The sequence below is a fragment of the Pseudomonas sp. SJZ080 genome, from assembly GCF_007828295.1.
Classification (GTDB): Bacteria; Pseudomonadota; Gammaproteobacteria; order Pseudomonadales; family Pseudomonadaceae; genus Aquipseudomonas; species Aquipseudomonas migulae_A.
In genome coordinates, this window is the sequence record NZ_VIUK01000007.1 from 128650 (window position 1) to 145535 (window position 16886).

Annotated in this window: 7 protein-coding genes; 4 read left to right on the forward strand and 3 right to left on the reverse strand. The window is 59.5% G+C overall.

Annotated features, from left to right (window positions below; genetic code table 11):
- Nucleotides 1-16 precede the first annotated feature (16 nt).
- The 4 genes from FBY04_RS12345 to katG all read left to right on the forward strand — a co-directional run bounded on the left by FBY04_RS12345 (nt 17) and on the right by katG (nt 6402).
- A complete protein-coding gene (locus FBY04_RS12345) occupies nt 17-1594 on the forward strand; it encodes an aldehyde dehydrogenase (NADP(+)) (RefSeq protein WP_145315372.1) in 1578 nt (525 codons plus the stop codon).
- Between the two features lie 124 nt (nt 1595-1718).
- On the forward strand, nt 1719-2291 hold the full coding sequence (locus tag FBY04_RS12350; protein ID WP_084322239.1) for a PPC domain-containing DNA-binding protein: 573 nt from the start codon (nt 1719-1721) through the stop codon (nt 2289-2291).
- Between the two features lie 74 nt (nt 2292-2365).
- Nucleotides 2366-3673 (forward strand): OprD family porin, encoded by a 1308-nt coding sequence (locus FBY04_RS12355; protein WP_145315373.1) that lies wholly within the window; start codon nt 2366-2368, stop codon nt 3671-3673.
- A 473-nt stretch (nt 3674-4146) separates the two neighbouring features.
- Entirely contained in the window at nt 4147-6402 is a 2256-nt protein-coding gene (gene katG, locus FBY04_RS12360; RefSeq protein WP_145315374.1) for a catalase/peroxidase HPI, read from the forward strand.
- 267 nt (nt 6403-6669) lie between these two features.
- On the opposite strand, the gene FBY04_RS12365 is transcribed toward katG, so the two are convergent.
- The 3 genes from FBY04_RS12365 to FBY04_RS12375 form a co-directional block, all read right to left on the reverse strand.
- A complete protein-coding gene (locus tag FBY04_RS12365) occupies nt 6670-7860 on the reverse strand; it encodes a carboxylate-amine ligase (RefSeq protein WP_145315375.1) in 1191 nt (396 codons plus the stop codon).
- 282 nt (nt 7861-8142) lie between these two features.
- Nucleotides 8143-8997 (reverse strand): PoNe immunity protein domain-containing protein, encoded by an 855-nt coding sequence (locus tag FBY04_RS12370; protein ID WP_145315376.1) that lies wholly within the window; start codon nt 8995-8997, stop codon nt 8143-8145.
- On the reverse strand, nt 8994-16871 hold the full coding sequence (locus FBY04_RS12375) for a DUF637 domain-containing protein (protein WP_145315377.1): 7878 nt from the start codon (nt 16869-16871) through the stop codon (nt 8994-8996). Before FBY04_RS12375 ends, FBY04_RS12370 begins: the two co-directional genes overlap by 4 nt.
- Nucleotides 16872-16886 lie beyond the last annotated feature (15 nt).

The window sequence follows — 16886 nt, forward strand, 5'->3', positions numbered from 1 at the left end:
TCATCAGGAGTCCAACATGTTTGAAGTTTCAGGCCACAACTACATCGCCGGCGCACGCTCGGCACAGGGTACGACCACCTTGCAAAGCCACGACGCCAACACCGGCGAAGCACTGCCGTATCGCTTCCATCAGGCGACAATCGAGGAAGTGAATGCGGCAGCCCAAGCGGCGGCCACGGCGTACCCGACCTTTCGCAACCTGTCGGCCGCTCGCCGCGCCGGTTTTCTCGATGCCATCGCCACAGAGCTCGACGCGCTGGATGAATCGTTCATCGCCCTCGTGTGCCGGGAAACCGCCCTGCCCGCCGGGCGCATCCAAGGTGAACGAGCACGCACCAGCGGCCAGATGCGCCTGTTCGCCACGATGTTGCGCCGGGGTGATTTCTACGGCGCACGCATCGACCGTGCGCTGCCCGACCGTCAGCCGTTGCCCCGTCCCGATCTGCGTCAGTACCGCACCGGGCTCGGTCCGGTCGCGGTGTTCGGCGCCAGCAACTTTCCGCTGGCCTTCTCCACCGCCGGCGGCGACACCGCTTCCGCCCTCGCCGCCGGTTGCCCGGTAGTGTTCAAGGCCCACAGCGGCCACATGGCCACGGCCGATTACGTGGCCGATGCAATCACTCGCGCAGCGCGAAAAACCGGCATGCCCGAAGGTGTGTTCAGCCTGCTTTACGGCAGCGTCGGTGAAGCGCTGGTCAAGCATCCGGCCATTCAGGCGGTCGGTTTCACTGGTTCGTTGCGCGGCGGCCGCGCCTTGTGCGACATGGCTGCGGCGCGCCCTCAACCGATCCCGGTGTTCGCCGAGATGAGCAGCATCAACCCGGTATTGCTGATGCCCGAAGCCCTCAAGGCTCGCGGCGAAAAGATCGCCGCCGAGCTGAGCGCTTCCGTGGTGCTGGGCGCGGGCCAGTTCTGCACCAACCCCGGTTTGGTGCTGGGAATTCGCTCGCCGGAATTCACGGCGTTCCTTGAACGCTTCGCCAGTTTGATGAACGAGCAACCGGCGCAAACCATGCTCAACGCCGGCGCACTGAAAAGCTACTGCCATGGCCTGGACAACCTGCGCGCCCACCCCGGCATCACGCACCTGGCCGGCTCCGAGCAACTGGGCAATCAGGCGCGGCCGCAACTTTTCAAGGCCGACGCCAGCCTGTTGATCAATGGCGATGTGTTGCTTCAGGAAGAAGTATTCGGCCCGACCACCCTCGTCGTGGAGGTCGCTGACCACGCCGAGTTGATCCTGGCACTGCACGGTTTGCGCGGTCAGTTGACTGCAACGCTGATTGTCGAGGATTCGGAAGTCGCCACGCTGGGCGACATGCTGGCCCTGCTGGAACAGAAAGTCGGCCGCGTGCTGTTCAACGGTTATCCCACCGGGGTCGAAGTCTGCGACGCCATGGTGCACGGCGGGCCGTACCCGGCCACGTCGGATGCACGCGGCACTTCGGTCGGGACGTTGGCGATCGATCGTTTCCTGCGGCCGGTGTGTTTCCAGAACTGTCCCGACAGCCTGCTGCCGGACGCCCTGAAAAACAGTAACCCGCTGGGCATTGCCCGACTGGTTGACGGCACCAGCCGCCGCGATGCGCTGTAGGTCAACGCGCTTCAACTGACACCCACCGATAGCCACACCTTCCGCGCCTGTTGAACACAGGCGCCGGCTTCGCTCGTCCCGAAAACCGCTGCACCCACACAACAACAAAAACAGAGGAAGTCTCATGCAAGTTCAACGTCACCCGAAACACCGCTTTTGCAAACTGGTGCTGGCCGTGACCGCCGCCGTGATGATCACCACCGCAGGTACTCAACTGGCCGTTGCCGAAACCACCCCCACCGCGACGACATCGCCCATGCAATGTGCCACTGAAGCCACACCGCGCTACACCAAAACCCCCACCGGTTACCTCATGGTGCTGCGCATGGGCGACAACGCGTTCAAGGAACTGACCAAACTGGCCATCGCCGAGAAGATTCCCAGCGCGTCCATCACGGGTATCGGTTTCGGCAACGTGAAGTTCGGTTTCTGGAACAAGGACAAAAAGGACTTCGACGCCAAGACCTTGAACAGCGTCGAGATGGCGAGCATCACCGGCTCGGTGGCGTGGAAGAACGATCAGCCTTCGATCCATATGCACGGCGTAGCCGGTGACGCCACGTTCCAGGCCTACGGCGGCCATATCCTCGACTTCGAAGTCACCACCGGCTCGATGGAAATCACGGTGATCGTCCATCAGCGTCGTCTGGAACGCGGCATCGATCCGTGCATCGGGGCCAACGTGCTGGGTATCTGAAGCCTCACGCTCCCGCCTGTCACGGCGGGAGCCACCCTCCTGAATTCAAATTACAAAAAATAGGGGCGTTCTACATGAGCAACACGAACACGGTTGTAACCCTGGCGCTGGGCGCCATTGCACTCAGCACCCAGGCGCACGCCGACTTCCTGAGTGACAGCAAAGCCACCTTGGGGATGAGAAATTTCTACTTCAACAACGACAACCGCGACGGCCCGGTCGCCCCTTCGAAAACCGAAGAGTGGGCGCAGGGTTTCATGCTCGACTTCAAGTCGGGCTACACCGACGGCATGGTCGGTTTTGGTGTCGATGCATTGGGCCTGATGGGGATCACCCTGGACAGCGGCAAAGGACGCCACGTCGGCAGCAGCATGATTCCATCGGACAGTGACAACCGCGCGGTCGACGAGTGGAGCCGGCTCGGGTTGACCGGCAAGGTCAAAATTTCGAAAACCGAACTGCGCCTCGGCACGCTGATGCCGAAACTGCCTATCCTGGTGGCCAACGATGGCCGCCTGCTGCCCCAGACTTTTGAAGGCGGGCAGATCACCTCGGGCGAGTTCAAGGACCTGACCCTCACCGGTGGCCGCATTGAACATGCAACTGGCCGAGGTTCAAGTGATCAGACCGGGCTCGCGGCCACGGGTGGCACCCGTGAAAGCAATGCGTTCGACTTCGCCGGCGGCGACTGGAAAATCACCAAGGACCTGACCGCCCAGTATTACTACGCCAACCTCGACGACTACTACACCCAGCAATTTTTCGGCCTGATGCACACGCTGACGATCTCGGACAATCAATCGCTGAAAACCGACCTGCGCTACTTCAAGACCGATTCGTCCGGAGCGAACAGCTCGGGCACTTCAGGCTACCGAATCAGCGGCTACACCGAAGGCGCCGATGGCGAAATCGATAACCGGACCTGGAGCGCCGCACTGATTTACACCGCCGGCGCCCATGCCGTCACTGCTGGCTACCAAAGCGTTTCCAGTGGCAGCAACTTTACCCAACTCAGCCAGGGCAACCTGCCGGACAAAGGTGCCGGCGGCGCCAGCCTTTACCTGTACACCGACCGCCTGATCCAGACCTTCACCCGCGCGGGTGAACGTACCGCTTTCGGCCAGTATGCGTACGACTTTGCGGGGGTGGGCGTGCCCGGTCTGAAGGCGTCGGTCATCTACCTCAGCGGCGACAACATCAAGACCGCCACTGGCGGAACACAAAAGGAATGGGAACGGGATATCGGCCTGGATTACGCGATTCAGTCCGGGGCGCTCAAGGGCGTCGGGTTTGGCTGGCGCAACGGCAAGTCCAACAGTGAAGCGAGCCGAAACCAGGACCAGAACCGCCTGATCGTCAGCTACAGCATTCCGCTGCTTTGACCAAAGGCGTTCGGAGGCTATGGAGGAAGATCCCGACGTAGCCTCCGGGGGTTGATCTCAGTCCCGGAACTGCGTCAGTTGCCGGTTCACCGAACCGGCCTGATCGCGCAATTGCAGTGACTGATCGAGCAGGCCATCTCAAGGGTTGCCGTGAAAGATTCTGCCTATCGACGCGTAACACTCCACCTATTAGCTGACTTCCCGACTCGGGTCTAACCTTAGTCTGCGCTGGCGTCATAAGCCGGCCGGATTAGCGCTGGAAAGGAGACAGGAATGAGCCCGAAGCTTGACTAGGCCGCCCGTGGGTCACCGCGCAGGCAACCTGATTGCCGCTGTTCAGAACTCCGTGTGGTCACACAATCAGTTGATCCAACTGCTGGCCCTGCAGCCTGTGTCTTGATCTCGCTCGTCGCTATTTAACGCCCGCTCCGGGCCCGATAGCCGGAAGAACACGACCAAAAGGTAGCTCGCACATGGCAAACGAATCGAAATGCCCGTTCAATCACGCCGCTGGCGGTGGCACGACCAACCGCGACTGGTGGCCGAACCAACTGAATCTGAAGATCCTGCACCAGCATTCGTCCCTGTCTGACCCCATGGACGAGGGCTTCAACTACGCCGAAGCGTTCAAAAAACTCGACTTTGCGGCGGTCAAGCGAGACTTGACTGCATTGATGACCGATTCGCAAGACTGGTGGCCGGCAGACTTCGGTCACTATGGCCCGCTGTTCATTCGCATGGCGTGGCACGCAGCAGGCACGTACCGCACCGGTGACGGGCGTGGCGGTGCCGGTTCCGGTCAACAGCGCTTCGCCCCGCTCAACAGCTGGCCGGACAACGTCAGCCTGGACAAGGCGCGCCGGCTGCTGTGGCCGATCAAGCAAAAGTATGGCAACAACATTTCCTGGGCAGACCTGATCGTCCTGACCGGCAACGTCGCACTGGAATCCATGGGCTTCAAGACCTTCGGTTTTTCCGGTGGCCGTGCCGACGTCTGGGAACCGGATGAAGACGTTTACTGGGGTTCGGAAAACAAATGGCTGGGTGGCGACACCCGCTACGACAAGGCGCAAAAACCCGTGCAAGCCCCCGGCGATGTTCCACTCGTGGCCGAGCCCGGTAGAAATGAGGACAGCCGTACCGATCAGGGGCGCAATCTGGAAAATCCACTGGCCGCCGTGCAGATGGGCCTGATCTATGTGAACCCGGAAGGTCCGGAGGGCAATCCCGATCCCGTCGCTTCGGCCCTGGACATCCGCGAAACCTTCGGCCGCATGGCGATGAACGACGAAGAAACCGTGGCGCTGATTGCCGGCGGCCATGCCTTCGGTAAAACCCACGGCGCCGGGCCTGCCGATAATGCTGGTCCCGAGCCTGAAGCGGCCGGCCTCGAACAACAGGGCTTTGGCTGGAAAAACAACTTTGGCACCGGTAAAGGCCCGGACACCATCACCAGCGGGCTGGAGGTTACCTGGACTACCACGCCCACCCGGTGGAGCAACAACTACCTGGAAAACCTGTTCGGCTTCGAGTGGGAGCTGAGCAAAAGCCCGGCCGGCGCAAACCAGTGGGTCGCAAAAAACGGCGCTGGCGCCGGGACCATTCCGGATGCACACGACCCGTCGAAACGGCGCAACCCCACGATGCTGACCTCGGACCTGGCCCTGCGCTTCGATCCGATCTATGAACCGATTGCGCGGCGCTTCCTGCAGAACCCCGATCAGCTCGCCGACGCCTTCGCCCGCGCCTGGTTCAAGCTGATCCACCGCGACATGGGTCCCCTCTCCCGCTACCTCGGCCCGGAAATGCCCAGCGAAGAACTGCTGTGGCAAGACCCGATTCCGAAAGTCGACCATCCACTGGTCAGCGATGGCGACGTGGCCGCGCTCAAGAGCAAAGTCCTCGCCTCGGGCCTCAGCGTTTCGCAGCTGGTATCAACGGCCTGGGCAGCGGCTTCGTCCTTCCGTGGCTCCGACAAGCGCGGCGGCGCCAACGGCGGTCGCCTGCGCCTGGAACCGCAGAAGTCCTGGCAAGCCAACCAGCCTGAACAACTGGCCAACGTGCTGGCGAAACTCGAAAGCATCCGGAACGAGTTCAACAACAGCGGCAAGAAAATCTCGCTGGCGGACCTGATCGTGCTGGCCGGCAGCGCCGGTGTCGAACAAGCCGCAAAAAATGCCGGTCACAGCGTCACGGTGCCGTTCACACCGGGGCGTGCGGACGCCTCGCAAGAACAGACCGACGTGGAATCCTTCGGCTTCCTCGAACCCATCGCCGACGGCTTCCGCAACTACCTCAAAACCCGCTACCGCGTTCCGGCCGAGCATCTGTTGATCGACAAGGCACAACAACTGACCCTCACTGCGCCGGAAATGACCGCGCTGATCGGCGGCCTGCGAGTATTGAATACCAACGTCGGGCAAACGAAGCATGGTGTCTTCACGAAGCAACCAGAGGCGTTGACCAACGACTTCTTCAAGAACCTGCTGGACATGGGCGTGGAATGGAAACCGACCTCAGAGACTAGCGAGGAGTTTGAAGGACGCGATCGCAAAACCGGCGAATTGAAATGGACCGGCACGCGGGTCGATCTGGTCTTCGGTTCGAATGCTCAGTTGCGCGCGCTGGCTGAGGTCTATGCCAGCAGCGATTCGAAGGAGAAGTTTGTGAAGGACTTTGTGGCGGCGTGGACGAAGGTGATGAATCTGGATCGGTTTGATCTGAAGTAACACGGCTGAAAACTGCAACGCCTCCCAAGTGGAGGCGTTGTGCTTTTTGCCGACTGGCAAAACGGACTAAGTGGGAGAGATCGTCGCCAGGGCACCGATCAAAAGGGTTAAAAGCAGAAAACCACCCAGGAAAAGGGACATCTTGGCCATGGAGCCTCCTACGGAATGAGAATGCGGTGCAAGGGCTACTGCGAATGCGGACCGTGCTGTCATTGTGAGGCGCAGGCCTGATGCGTAACAGATGCAGATCACGCAGAAAAATACGGATCAGATCACCTGTCCTGTCAACGCCCTGCCGGGATTACCGCTGCCGGGGATCCTTTGATCGAAAGATGGCGCTTGCGACGTTTCCATCAGCAACTCGTCCACCACTTGCGACAGTGCAGCCTGAACATCCTCCCCTCTGCGCAACGCTCGCTCGTAGACGCCAAGTTGTCGCTGCGCACTGGTTCCTTCACGAAGCATTTGCCTGATGTGAGCAAAAACCGACTCTGCGCCCAATGTTCGCGCAGCATCGCCCAACATCTGTTCAGCCATGAACAGCCACTGCTTAATGGAGAACGGCCGGTCGTAGCCTTCAATAATGAACGACGCCCGAGTTCCGTAGCGTTTCGCCCGCCAGCGGTTCTCCTTGAGAATCCATTGGGATGTTTGTGAATAGGCAGAACCGGGACGCGGTTGATCCATGGCATACGCCACCACCAGCCGAAAAAACGAAGCAATGCACAACGCATCATCCAGACGTGGACACGCATCCGTCATCCGCAATTCCAGGGTCGGATACTTCGCCGCCGGCCGCAGACCCCACCAGATATCGCCAGCCTGCCGAACAGTCCCGGTACGCATCAGCAGCGCAACGTAAGCGTCATAGGCGGCTTGATCTTCAAGGAACTCCGGAACGCCCATCCGCGGCCATTCATCACAGGCCGTTTGCCGGTAGCTCGCAAAGCCGCTGTCGGCGCCGTCCCAAAACGGTGATGAACTGCTCAAGGCCAGCAAAAACGGCAGCCACGGCAGAACTTCGTTCATCACCTGTATTCGATCAAGATGCCCCGGCACTTCAACATGCACATGCAGACCGGACAGCAAGCTACGTCGGGCTACACGCTGGTAGTCTTCAAACAGCTGAAGAAAATGGTCTTGCTCTGTAGCCTGTTGCAGACGCCAGTCCGCCAGCGGATGGCTGCCGACACTGAGCAGTCCCAGGCCATAGGGTTCAAGGGTTTTTCGTAGCGTAGTGCGAACTGTGCCCAGATACTCCGCAGCTTGCGCAATGTCAGTAAAAACGGGGGAAGCGACTTCGATCTGCCCTTTAAACATCTCATAGGCAAAGCACGGGCCCAACTCAGCCTTGCACGCCTCAATCGCTGCGCAGGGTGGCTCCTCCGGCATGCGCCGGGTGCGCAGGTCAGTGATGAAGTATTCCTCTTCAATGCCGAAGTTCAGATGTGGGTTCATCAGTTGCCCTCACGGCGTCCGCCATGCGGTCTGGAATCCGTGATTGGACGAGTGACTGAAGAACTGCGCCATTGCCGGATTCAAGAATTAACGTTCTTAAGGCTATGGCTGCATTTGCGCGCAGGAGTTCTTGTTTTTTTATGTGGCAATGCGCCCCCAGCACCTGTTTCACGATTTGGCGAACAAGTGACAGGGAACGTCAGGAATGTTTGTCTGGCCGGTAGGCGTGTTGGGGTGCAACCGAAGATGATCATTTCCCCGTGAGCCGTGCCGCTTTATTTGCTAGATCCCAAAGAACTCGCGCCAACTTCGCGGCTTTTTGCTTTTTGGCTGCGGCCTGTGCGTGCTCGGGCCATTGGGGTGCAGCAAATCACCTGGATAATGTGGATGCCCCAAACAAAGACTGTCATCCAGCTTGAAAGCCTCGACGGCTGCAACAGCCTCGACGCACCAACGTCCAAAGTAGCTGCCCGTTTCCAGTGGGTGCTTTTCAGGATCACCGTAGAAGTACCACCATGGTTGCTGCTTGCCGCGTCGGTTGAGTTCCGGGTACCAATTGTCGACGAACGCTTGCAGAAGAAGGGCTTGTTGTTCCTTCGGCGCATCGATGGCCTTGAACAATCGGGCATAGGGTTTTTGATGCAGGAGAACATCGCCAATGACGCGCGATGGCTGGCGACTGGCGATTATTCGATCCAGCAAGATGTCGTCGCCTTCTCCACCAATGAGGGCCAGCAGTCGGTTCCACTGATCGTCAGGAATGTGCAGGACGAGCGCCAGCCCAACCACCCAAAAGCACCAGATATAGTGGTTGAGGTCGGACAGGTCGAATACCCAGTCACGGCAGGTTTTCAGATTGTGTTCGGCACACACGCCATCCGCCAGGTCATTCGACAACACCCAGGTATCGAGGAGTTGGGGGAACAACTGACCGATCCCGGAAACAGAATCGCCTTGGGAGTAGCGCCGGAGCATCAGACGCAAAACGTCCCTGGACGTATCCCAGACAAACTGGGGCCGATACACCGGGTTTCCCGATGGGCTTTTAAGCTGCTCAAGATTTTTCGCAATATTTTCCTGGCTGTGTCTTGTCCATTTATCCCAATATCCTTCCCCGGCCATTGAGTCCCGGATCATGGCTTTGCTCCTGAAAGATTTGTTTTTGAGGCCAAAATTTTTGACGTATCAATGGGCTTTGGCTTGCCTAAAGAATCGAGCACCTGGATCTCGGTTGCTCCATCTGCCCCTGTCCGCACAACCCACGTTTCAGTGCGACCAGCATCAATGGAACGCATGATGTCAGATGCATGCTGCTCTCCCACGGCCTTTTCCAACCGCCCGGAGCCCAGCGTCCAGCTTTCACTCGCCTGTTTGCCATCGCTCGTGTTTATCAGGCTCGAATTACCACCTTTCTTGGGGTCACCGACAAACTTGTATTCGATCACCACATAATCTACATCCGGACGATTGACCCGAAACAAGTCGTCAATACCGGTCTCGCCCGCCCCCTGCATTCTCGCCAGTTTTTCGCCTTCAGGCACTATATTGCGCACCGTCGCTTCACCGAACACCTCACCAAGGACTCGTTTCTGATCATTGCTGAGGGATTTCAGGTCGAGCAGCGCGTTGCCTTTATTATCAACAATGCCTCCACTTTTTATGAAGGCCTGCTCCGCCAGGCTGTCTATGACCTCATCCAGTTTTTTACCGATAGCCTCGGCGGCCTTTTCCGTCAGCTTGCCACCGGCCTTCGCTGCGCTCCCCGCGCCAGAGACGGCGAGGAGCGTTCGAATGGCCAGCAACGTGGTTTGAGCGGTATGAACATCCTGTCCGTAGATGGTGTTCAGTTTCTTGGTCAGGTCCTCATTTAAGTTGACGGCGGCGCCTTCTCCAATGGCATGACCGCTCTCCACGAACCCATCCACCACGCTTTGCGGAATGCCCTTGGCGCCTTCCCACAAGCCGTCCAGTACAACATCGGGATGCTCGTAGGCTACTTTTGCGAGATCTACAGCGCCATTTTTTATCTCGACGCCAGAGTCCTTCAGTTCTTTGCGCAAGCCTGCGCTCAGCTCACGGCTCACACCGCTTTGAACAAACTGTTGGTAGAACTTCGGATCGGCTGTATCCGCAAACATTTCCGGCCGGAACAGCTGTTGGCCTTTTGCGGTGAACAGCGCTTGTTGTCCGCCGAGATCATTGGTGAATGTCTGCCCGGAATTGCTCAAGAAGGCTTGCGCCGCACTGTCGTCGCCATCCGTGAGAATGGATCGCCACATGAAGTCGACATCCTTGAGCGCTTGCTGGCTCAGGCGCTCCATGGCCTCGCCTTCACTGATGCCATTTTTCTCGGCAAACTCTTTGGCATGTGCCTTGATCCAGTCTTGCTCATCGGCGTGAAGCTGACGGTTGTACAGGGTTCCGTTCTGTGCGACCCACGACCCGATTTGCAGCTTTTTGTTATCGGCATCAGGGTCTTGAACAGCAGTCGCCAGCACGCCAATCAGTTGCGAGTTCATGGCCAACAGTCGATCCCTGTCCTCCTTGGACATGCCGGCATAGGCCGAAGCCAACTTACCGACCAGGGCTTCGTTGACTCCGGCCGCCAGCGCCCCCGTCTTGAAATCACCGCCCGCAGCGAGCGAGGCCAAACCACCCATCACGGCGTGCAGGCCGATTTTGGCGAGTTCACCGTCTGGCAGCTGGTAATAGTTGCCCATATCACCGACCAGGTTGAAACCGTAGGCAGCAAACGCATTCACCAGACTGCTTTGCAAGGCATCACCCAGGCTGCCGTCGCGACCCAGTGCCTTGTTGAGTAGTGCGGAAGTGCTGTTTTGCAGGGCCTGGTTTGCGGTGAACTGAGCGATACCTTCCAGGCTACTCAATCCACCGGGATTGGCAGTGACCACTTTGCCCGTGTTAGCCAAAACACCCTTGGTGGAATCAGTCAGCGCGACGCCTGGATCCGCCTTGGTGCTGGTCCAGTCGTTGAAAATACCGGTGGCAAGGCCTGCCACGGCGCCGGCCACGATGTAGTTTTTCATGCTCTCGGCGCTGAACGTTTCCTTGAAGGCCGCACCGAGATTGCCTTTATTGTTGATCGTGCTGACTGCGGCTGTACTGGCGGCAGAGGTCATGATTGCTGTCAGAGCAGCGTTTGCCCAGCCAGCGGCGACAGCTTGCGACGTTGCAGTTGCTGCAGCACCGGCTGCGAATGCGCTGCCCGCCCCTGCGTTGGCCGCAGAGGCCACGAAACTGGAGGCCGCGCCCGCCGTGAAGTAGGTAACGAGGATGACAATGATGATCATCGCCGGGCCACCCAACCCGGAATGACTTTCATCCCAACTGTCATGCAGCTCTTTAACCTGGCGCCAGTCCACATCGCCGCGCGCTTCAGCTTCTTTGAGCCAGGCCATGCCAGGGTCGGCCTGGACCATGGCATCAATTGTCTGGCTCACGCTTTGCTGGTTGACCTCCTTGATATCGATGTGCAGTCCGTCAACCGCTTTGATCAAGGTCTGGCCTTTGGCAAAAAACTGGCTTTGCCGCAGCGTTTCATCAACCTGGCCTTTGTTCTCCATGCTGGTCCACGCCCAGCTGTTGCTGCTCTTGTCGTGGCTTTCCTGGTGCGAGTCCTTCACCGCTTCAAAGGTGATCGCCCCGCCACTGTCCAGCGTGATGTTCTTGCCACTGGTGAGTTTCGCGCCCTGATACAACTGATCCCCACCGCTCGCCAGCGTCAGGTCGCCACCCGTGGTGATTTGACTGCCGACAGATTTCACATCGGTGACTTCGTCGCGCTGGGTTTTCTTCGCGCCGAAGGAGCCTTTTTTCTGCATGTCATACAGCGTGTAATCGCTGTTTTCGGCGGCAAGCAGGTTGAGGTTATTGCCGGCGTAAACGTAGGCTTCGTTGCCCGCGTTCAGGTTGCTTGCCAGCAGGGTGACATCGCGTCCCGCGTCAACATCAAGGTTTCCACCCGCACTGAATTCGCTGGAGACCTGCCGACTCTGGTTATCGATCTCATGGACCTTTTTGTCGCCCTTCTTGTAACGGCTCTCAAGGTTGTGTTCGTCCGCGACGGACATCAGGTTGATGTCCCGATCGGCGGTGGCCTTCAAATCCCCCTCGGCACTTGCCTTGCTGCCCACGACGTTGATGTCACGGCCGGCATCCAGGATCAGCTCCCCCGCTGCGGTAACGCTGGAGCCCAATTGTGTGATGGTTTCTTCCGTGCGCATTCCGCGACGCAGCGCGTCACGAGTGACAGTCCGGTCTTCTACGGCGAGCAGGTTGATGTCATTGCCAGCGGTCAAGGTGGCATTTCCACCACTGCTGATCTGGCCCTTGTTCGTCAAATCATGGGCGGCGTTAATGGTTAGTCTGGACCCGGCGCTGATGCTGCTGCCCGCATCGACCTGAGTGTCGCTGCCCGCGCCAATGTTGAACGCGGTGGCTGTTCGGTCGTTGGTGATATCGCCCGTCAGGCTGGTGAGGTTGACCTTATCGGCGCGGATTTCCCCAGCCAGCGCGTTGCGGATGCTGTCTTGCGCAAGCAGGGCCAGATTGGCGTTGGCCTGGGCCAGGCCGCCCTGGAAGATGCTGCCACCGCTCAATGCGCTGAGGTCTTCGCTGGCGCGCAACGTCCCGACGTTTTTCAGATCGCCACCCGTGATCATTTCCAGATCCCGTCCCTGAATCAGGCTGCCGCCCCGCAGATTGCGTGAATCGACCTTGGCCAGATAAAGCACCGGCACCAACACGGTCTGGCCGTCAACGACCCGTTCCTCCATCCAGACCAAGTCATGGGTCAAGGCCGCAACCTGCTGCGAGGTCAGAGCGACACCGACACTCAGGTTCAACGCGTCCTTGCTGGCGACGGCGTTATCCATCAGGTATTGAAACTGTTCGTAGTCACTGTTCAGGCCGTCGGCCAGAAAGCGCTGGCCGGTCTGGGCGCGAACGGCGTCGGCAATCAGTCGGGTCTCGTAGCGGCCGTCGCCCAGTCGGCGCACGGCCTCGTCGGGGTCATAACCGAGATTGCCAAGCAGGTAATCGGAACTCATGAATTTCGCGAGATCGACAAGCGAAGGGTTGGTTTCGATCAGGTATTTGTTGGCCGGGTTTCGACTCTGAGTGAACAGGCCGTAATCGCCTTGCGGGAGACGGAAACTCGGTAGAGCAGTCGGATCGACGCTAACGAAAGGCGCACCGCTGAAATCGATCGGGACGAAGCTGAGCTGCGCACGGCCGTCGGCGCCTACGGTCTCGATGCGTTTGACGTCCTTCAAAGGGCCCGGGCTGCCGACCGGGCTTGCGAGGATCACCTGCTGGCCGCCGGCGCCATAGGCCTGGCTGTCCAGAGTGGCACCGATAAGTTGGGCATTGCCCTGATCGGTGAGGCTGCCGTTGACCAGCTCGCCACTGATGTTCAGTCTCAGCGTGCCACCCGCCTGCACGGTGCCGGCATGGGTGGTGTTGTTGCCCGGCATGATGGTGTTGGTGGTGTTCGCGACAGGGTACTTGGTGACCTCCGTCGGAATCGGATCCTGATCGGCGATTGCCCGCCCCGCGTTGCTGGCGTTCCAGGCGTTGGTGGCGCGCTCGGTAACCCGGTAGGTACCCTGGCTGACGCCGGCGAGGAAGTAACTGATGTTCTCTTCGCGATTGTCGAGAGTGAAACCGCGGTTGTAAAAGTTGCTGGCGTTAATGGTCGCGTGCCGGTTGGCGGCCAGCAGGCTCTGGCCGTTGGTGACGGTGACGGCGTCAAGCAACAGGTCCTGGTTAGCCAGAAGGCGGGATGCTGGTGAGTCCTTGAGGATGCTGCCTTCGTAAAGGGTACGGACGATGTAATAGCCGGAATGCGTATCGCCGCTGCAATCGGTGCAGTTAATGACGATGCGACGGCTGGCGATGGTATCGCTGGCTTCGAACTCGGCCTTGGCATTGTTCAGCTCGCTCACCTTGATGTCGATGTCACTCGCGCTTTCGATACTGCCGGAGAGGTTGCTCAACTGACTGGCCTTGCCGCCATTGATAGCCGCGAAGCTGAATTTGCCTTTGCTGTAGAAGTCGGCATAGCGGTTGAGCAGGCTATCGGCGCGCAGGGTCATGTCGGCGCCGCTGAAGATCAGACTGTCAGCCCGGTTGTTAATGTCCCGGGTTGCGGTGAGGTTGAGTGACTGCTGCGCACCCAGGGTGCCGCTGTTGTCGATACGGTCGGCAGCGATGCTCAGGCTTGTGCTGGAGGTCAGCCGGCCAAGGTTGTCGAGCGTGCCACCCAAGGTCAGTCCAGCGTTGCCGCCACTGGCGATTCGACCGCCATTCTGGGTCAGATTGGCCGCATTGATTTTCAATGCCTGTTTGGTCGAAATCAGCCCTTGGTTCGTCAGATTGCCGGACAGTTTCAGGGTGAGGTCGCCGTCACTGATCAACTCGCCGGCATTGCTCAGGCTCGCCGCGTCCAGGCGCAGGCTGCTGGCGCTGGAAATGCGCTCACCGGCTTGCAGGGCAATACTTTGCAGGCCGCTGATATCCAACGCACCGTTGGTGTGCCAAAGGCCAATTCCGTCGACACTGGTGATATGCCAGTCGCCAGTGCCGAGGCCAACCAAGCGGCCTTGAGCGCCGATCAGGCTCGCCGAATTCAGGCTGAACTGGCCGCTGGCGGCGTGTTCGATCTGTCCGGTACTGTTGCGCAAGGTGCCGGTTTTCAAGACAAAATCGTCGCTGCCGATGGCAATGCGTCCGCCACGGTTATCCAGATCACCCTGCAGGTTGATTCGACTTGAATCGCCGAGGTGTGCGAGCAGACGTCCACCCGCGCTGTTGTCCAGGCTCTGCCCATCAAGCTGCAGCTTTTGGCTGGCTTCGATCAGCCCTCCCTGGTTGGTCAAGCGATCCACCGTCAGTTGCAGGTTGCCCGCCAGGCTGGCGAGGCTGCCACCACTGTTGTCGACATCGGCCGCGGTCAGCTTCACGCTGCTGGCGCTGATGTCGCCCGCCTGATTATCCAGGCGGCCCTGAGTCAGATCGAGATCGGCATGACTGCCACCGGCGAGAATGCTGCCTCGCTGGTTCTGCAGCAGTCTGGTCGTCAGTTTCAGACCGTCACTGCCCGCAAGCAATTGACCTTCGTCACGGTTATCAATACTGGTTTTGGCGGCGAGCTCCAGGCGGCTGCCAAGCACCTGGCCTGCGCGGTTGTCCAAGTTGCCCAGTGCACTGGTGACTTTCACTTTGTCACCGACCACGACACCCGCACGGTTATCGATGCTGCCCGCCATGAGTGCAACATCGCCGACGGTGGCTTGCAGTCGCCCCTGCTGGTTGTTGAGGGTTTGGTCGACCGTCACCGTCAAGGCGCCACTGTCAGCAACGATTCGGCCCTTCTGGCTGTTATCGAGCTCAGTACCGGTAACGGTGACTGACTTGCCGAGCATCGCGCCATTCTGATTGATCACCTTGGTGCCGCTGACCATCAGGCCGGTTTCAGCCTGGAGCGTACCTTCGGTGTTGTCGAGCCGGTCGGCGATTGTCACCTTGGCAGTGTCGGTACTGGCACCGATCAACCCCTTGCGGTTATCAAGGCTGCTGCCAGTGACGGTGACCGTTTTACCGAGCATCGAGCCCTTCTGGTTGACCAGTGCCTTGCCACTGACCACCAGGCCGGATTTCGATTGAAGGGTGCCTTCGCTGTTATCGAGCCCTTCGCCGGCGGTCACTTTAGTGACACTACCGCCCATAACGCCCTTTCGATTATCCAGCTCTTTTTCGACGTTGACGGTGAGGTTACGGGAAGCGGCGACCTGGCCCGCGTTGCGCAGGTTTTTCGCGTCGATTTGCACATCGCCGGCAGTGTTATGGGTGTTGTCGGCGTTGACCCCCGCTTCAATAATGCCGAGGTTGGTCAACTGACCGTTACTGGCCAGCATCACTTTGCCGCCTGCAGCGATGCTCTTCTGATTGAACAGGTCTTCACTGGCCGTGATATTCAAGTCAGTGCCGGCGTAGACCGCGCCATCCGCCTGCACGCTTTGAGCCTTGACCGTCACGGCACCGCTGGCAGCAGTGGTCGCCAGTGTCAGTTTGCCGTTGGCGTCGATGCTGAAATCCCCTGCACTGGCCGCCATTTCTCCGTTGAGTCTGACACCCACGCCCTGCTCGGTGCCCACCAGCCGGATGGTGCCGGCATACATGCCGCCGAGCGCGCTACTGTCGATCGCCAGAGTTGGCGCAGGCGAACCATCAGCAGCTCGGGCCTGGACCGCCAGGCTAGTGGCATCAACATCGTTGCGACCGGTTATGACGGTGAGTTTTTTCGCATAGAGGTTGGCGTTGATCTTCGCCGAGCGGGTGATCAGATCGAACTGGTCGATGTTGCTCGCGTTGAGCCCGCTCCCTTCGATGGCGATGCTGCCCTGATCCACCTGAAAACGATCGACGCGACCGCTGCCATCGAGCACCGGTTTGCCGGTGGTCAAGGTCACGCGCGGGGTGTTGATAAAGCCGCAGCCGTTGCAGGTGATGCCGTAGGGGTTGGCGACGATGACCCGCGCCGACTGCCCCGCCACTTCGGTGTAGCCGCGCAACTGGCTCGGGCTGCCGCCGATGACTTCGTTGAGGATCGTCTGCGCCGAACCGCTGTTTTTCAGGTGCGGGTTGCCGATGATGATGCCGCCCAGTTGCGTGAGCGAGGTCTGCACCGATCCGTTATTGAGGATCAGCCCCTGGGCGCTGACGTTGTAGTCGTGGAACTGGTTGTGCGACAGGCCGCTGCTATTCGGGGTGGCGATGTTGACGATCTGCACGCCGTTGCCGGCATGGTCCAGCGTGGTGCCAGGCGTGGCGACCACGATGCCGTCGGCCTGGGCCCATAGCGGTTGCCAGAACATGACGTTGGCCAACAGGAACGCCACTCCGCGATTGGGCAGGCCCCAGAAGTACTCGCGGGTTTTCACGGTGGCAGAGGGCTGGCGAGCGAGGAAAGCGTAGTGGCGAACGTCCATGTGAAAGGTCTCGAT

Coding starts and splice junctions, on each gene's coding strand:
- FBY04_RS12345 (WP_145315372.1), top strand. CDS start 17: ATGTTTGAAGTTTCAGGCCACAACTACATCGCCGGCGCACGCTCGGCA.
- FBY04_RS12350 (WP_084322239.1), top strand. CDS start 1,719: ATGCAAGTTCAACGTCACCCGAAACACCGCTTTTGCAAACTGGTGCTG.
- FBY04_RS12355 (WP_145315373.1), top strand. CDS start 2,366: ATGAGCAACACGAACACGGTTGTAACCCTGGCGCTGGGCGCCATTGCA.
- katG (WP_145315374.1), top strand. CDS start 4,147: ATGGCAAACGAATCGAAATGCCCGTTCAATCACGCCGCTGGCGGTGGC.
- FBY04_RS12365 (WP_145315375.1), bottom strand. CDS start 7,860: ATGAACCCACATCTGAACTTCGGCATTGAAGAGGAATACTTCATCACT.
- FBY04_RS12370 (WP_145315376.1), bottom strand. CDS start 8,997: ATGATCCGGGACTCAATGGCCGGGGAAGGATATTGGGATAAATGGACA.
- FBY04_RS12375 (WP_145315377.1), bottom strand. CDS start 16,871: ATGGACGTTCGCCACTACGCTTTCCTCGCTCGCCAGCCCTCTGCCACC.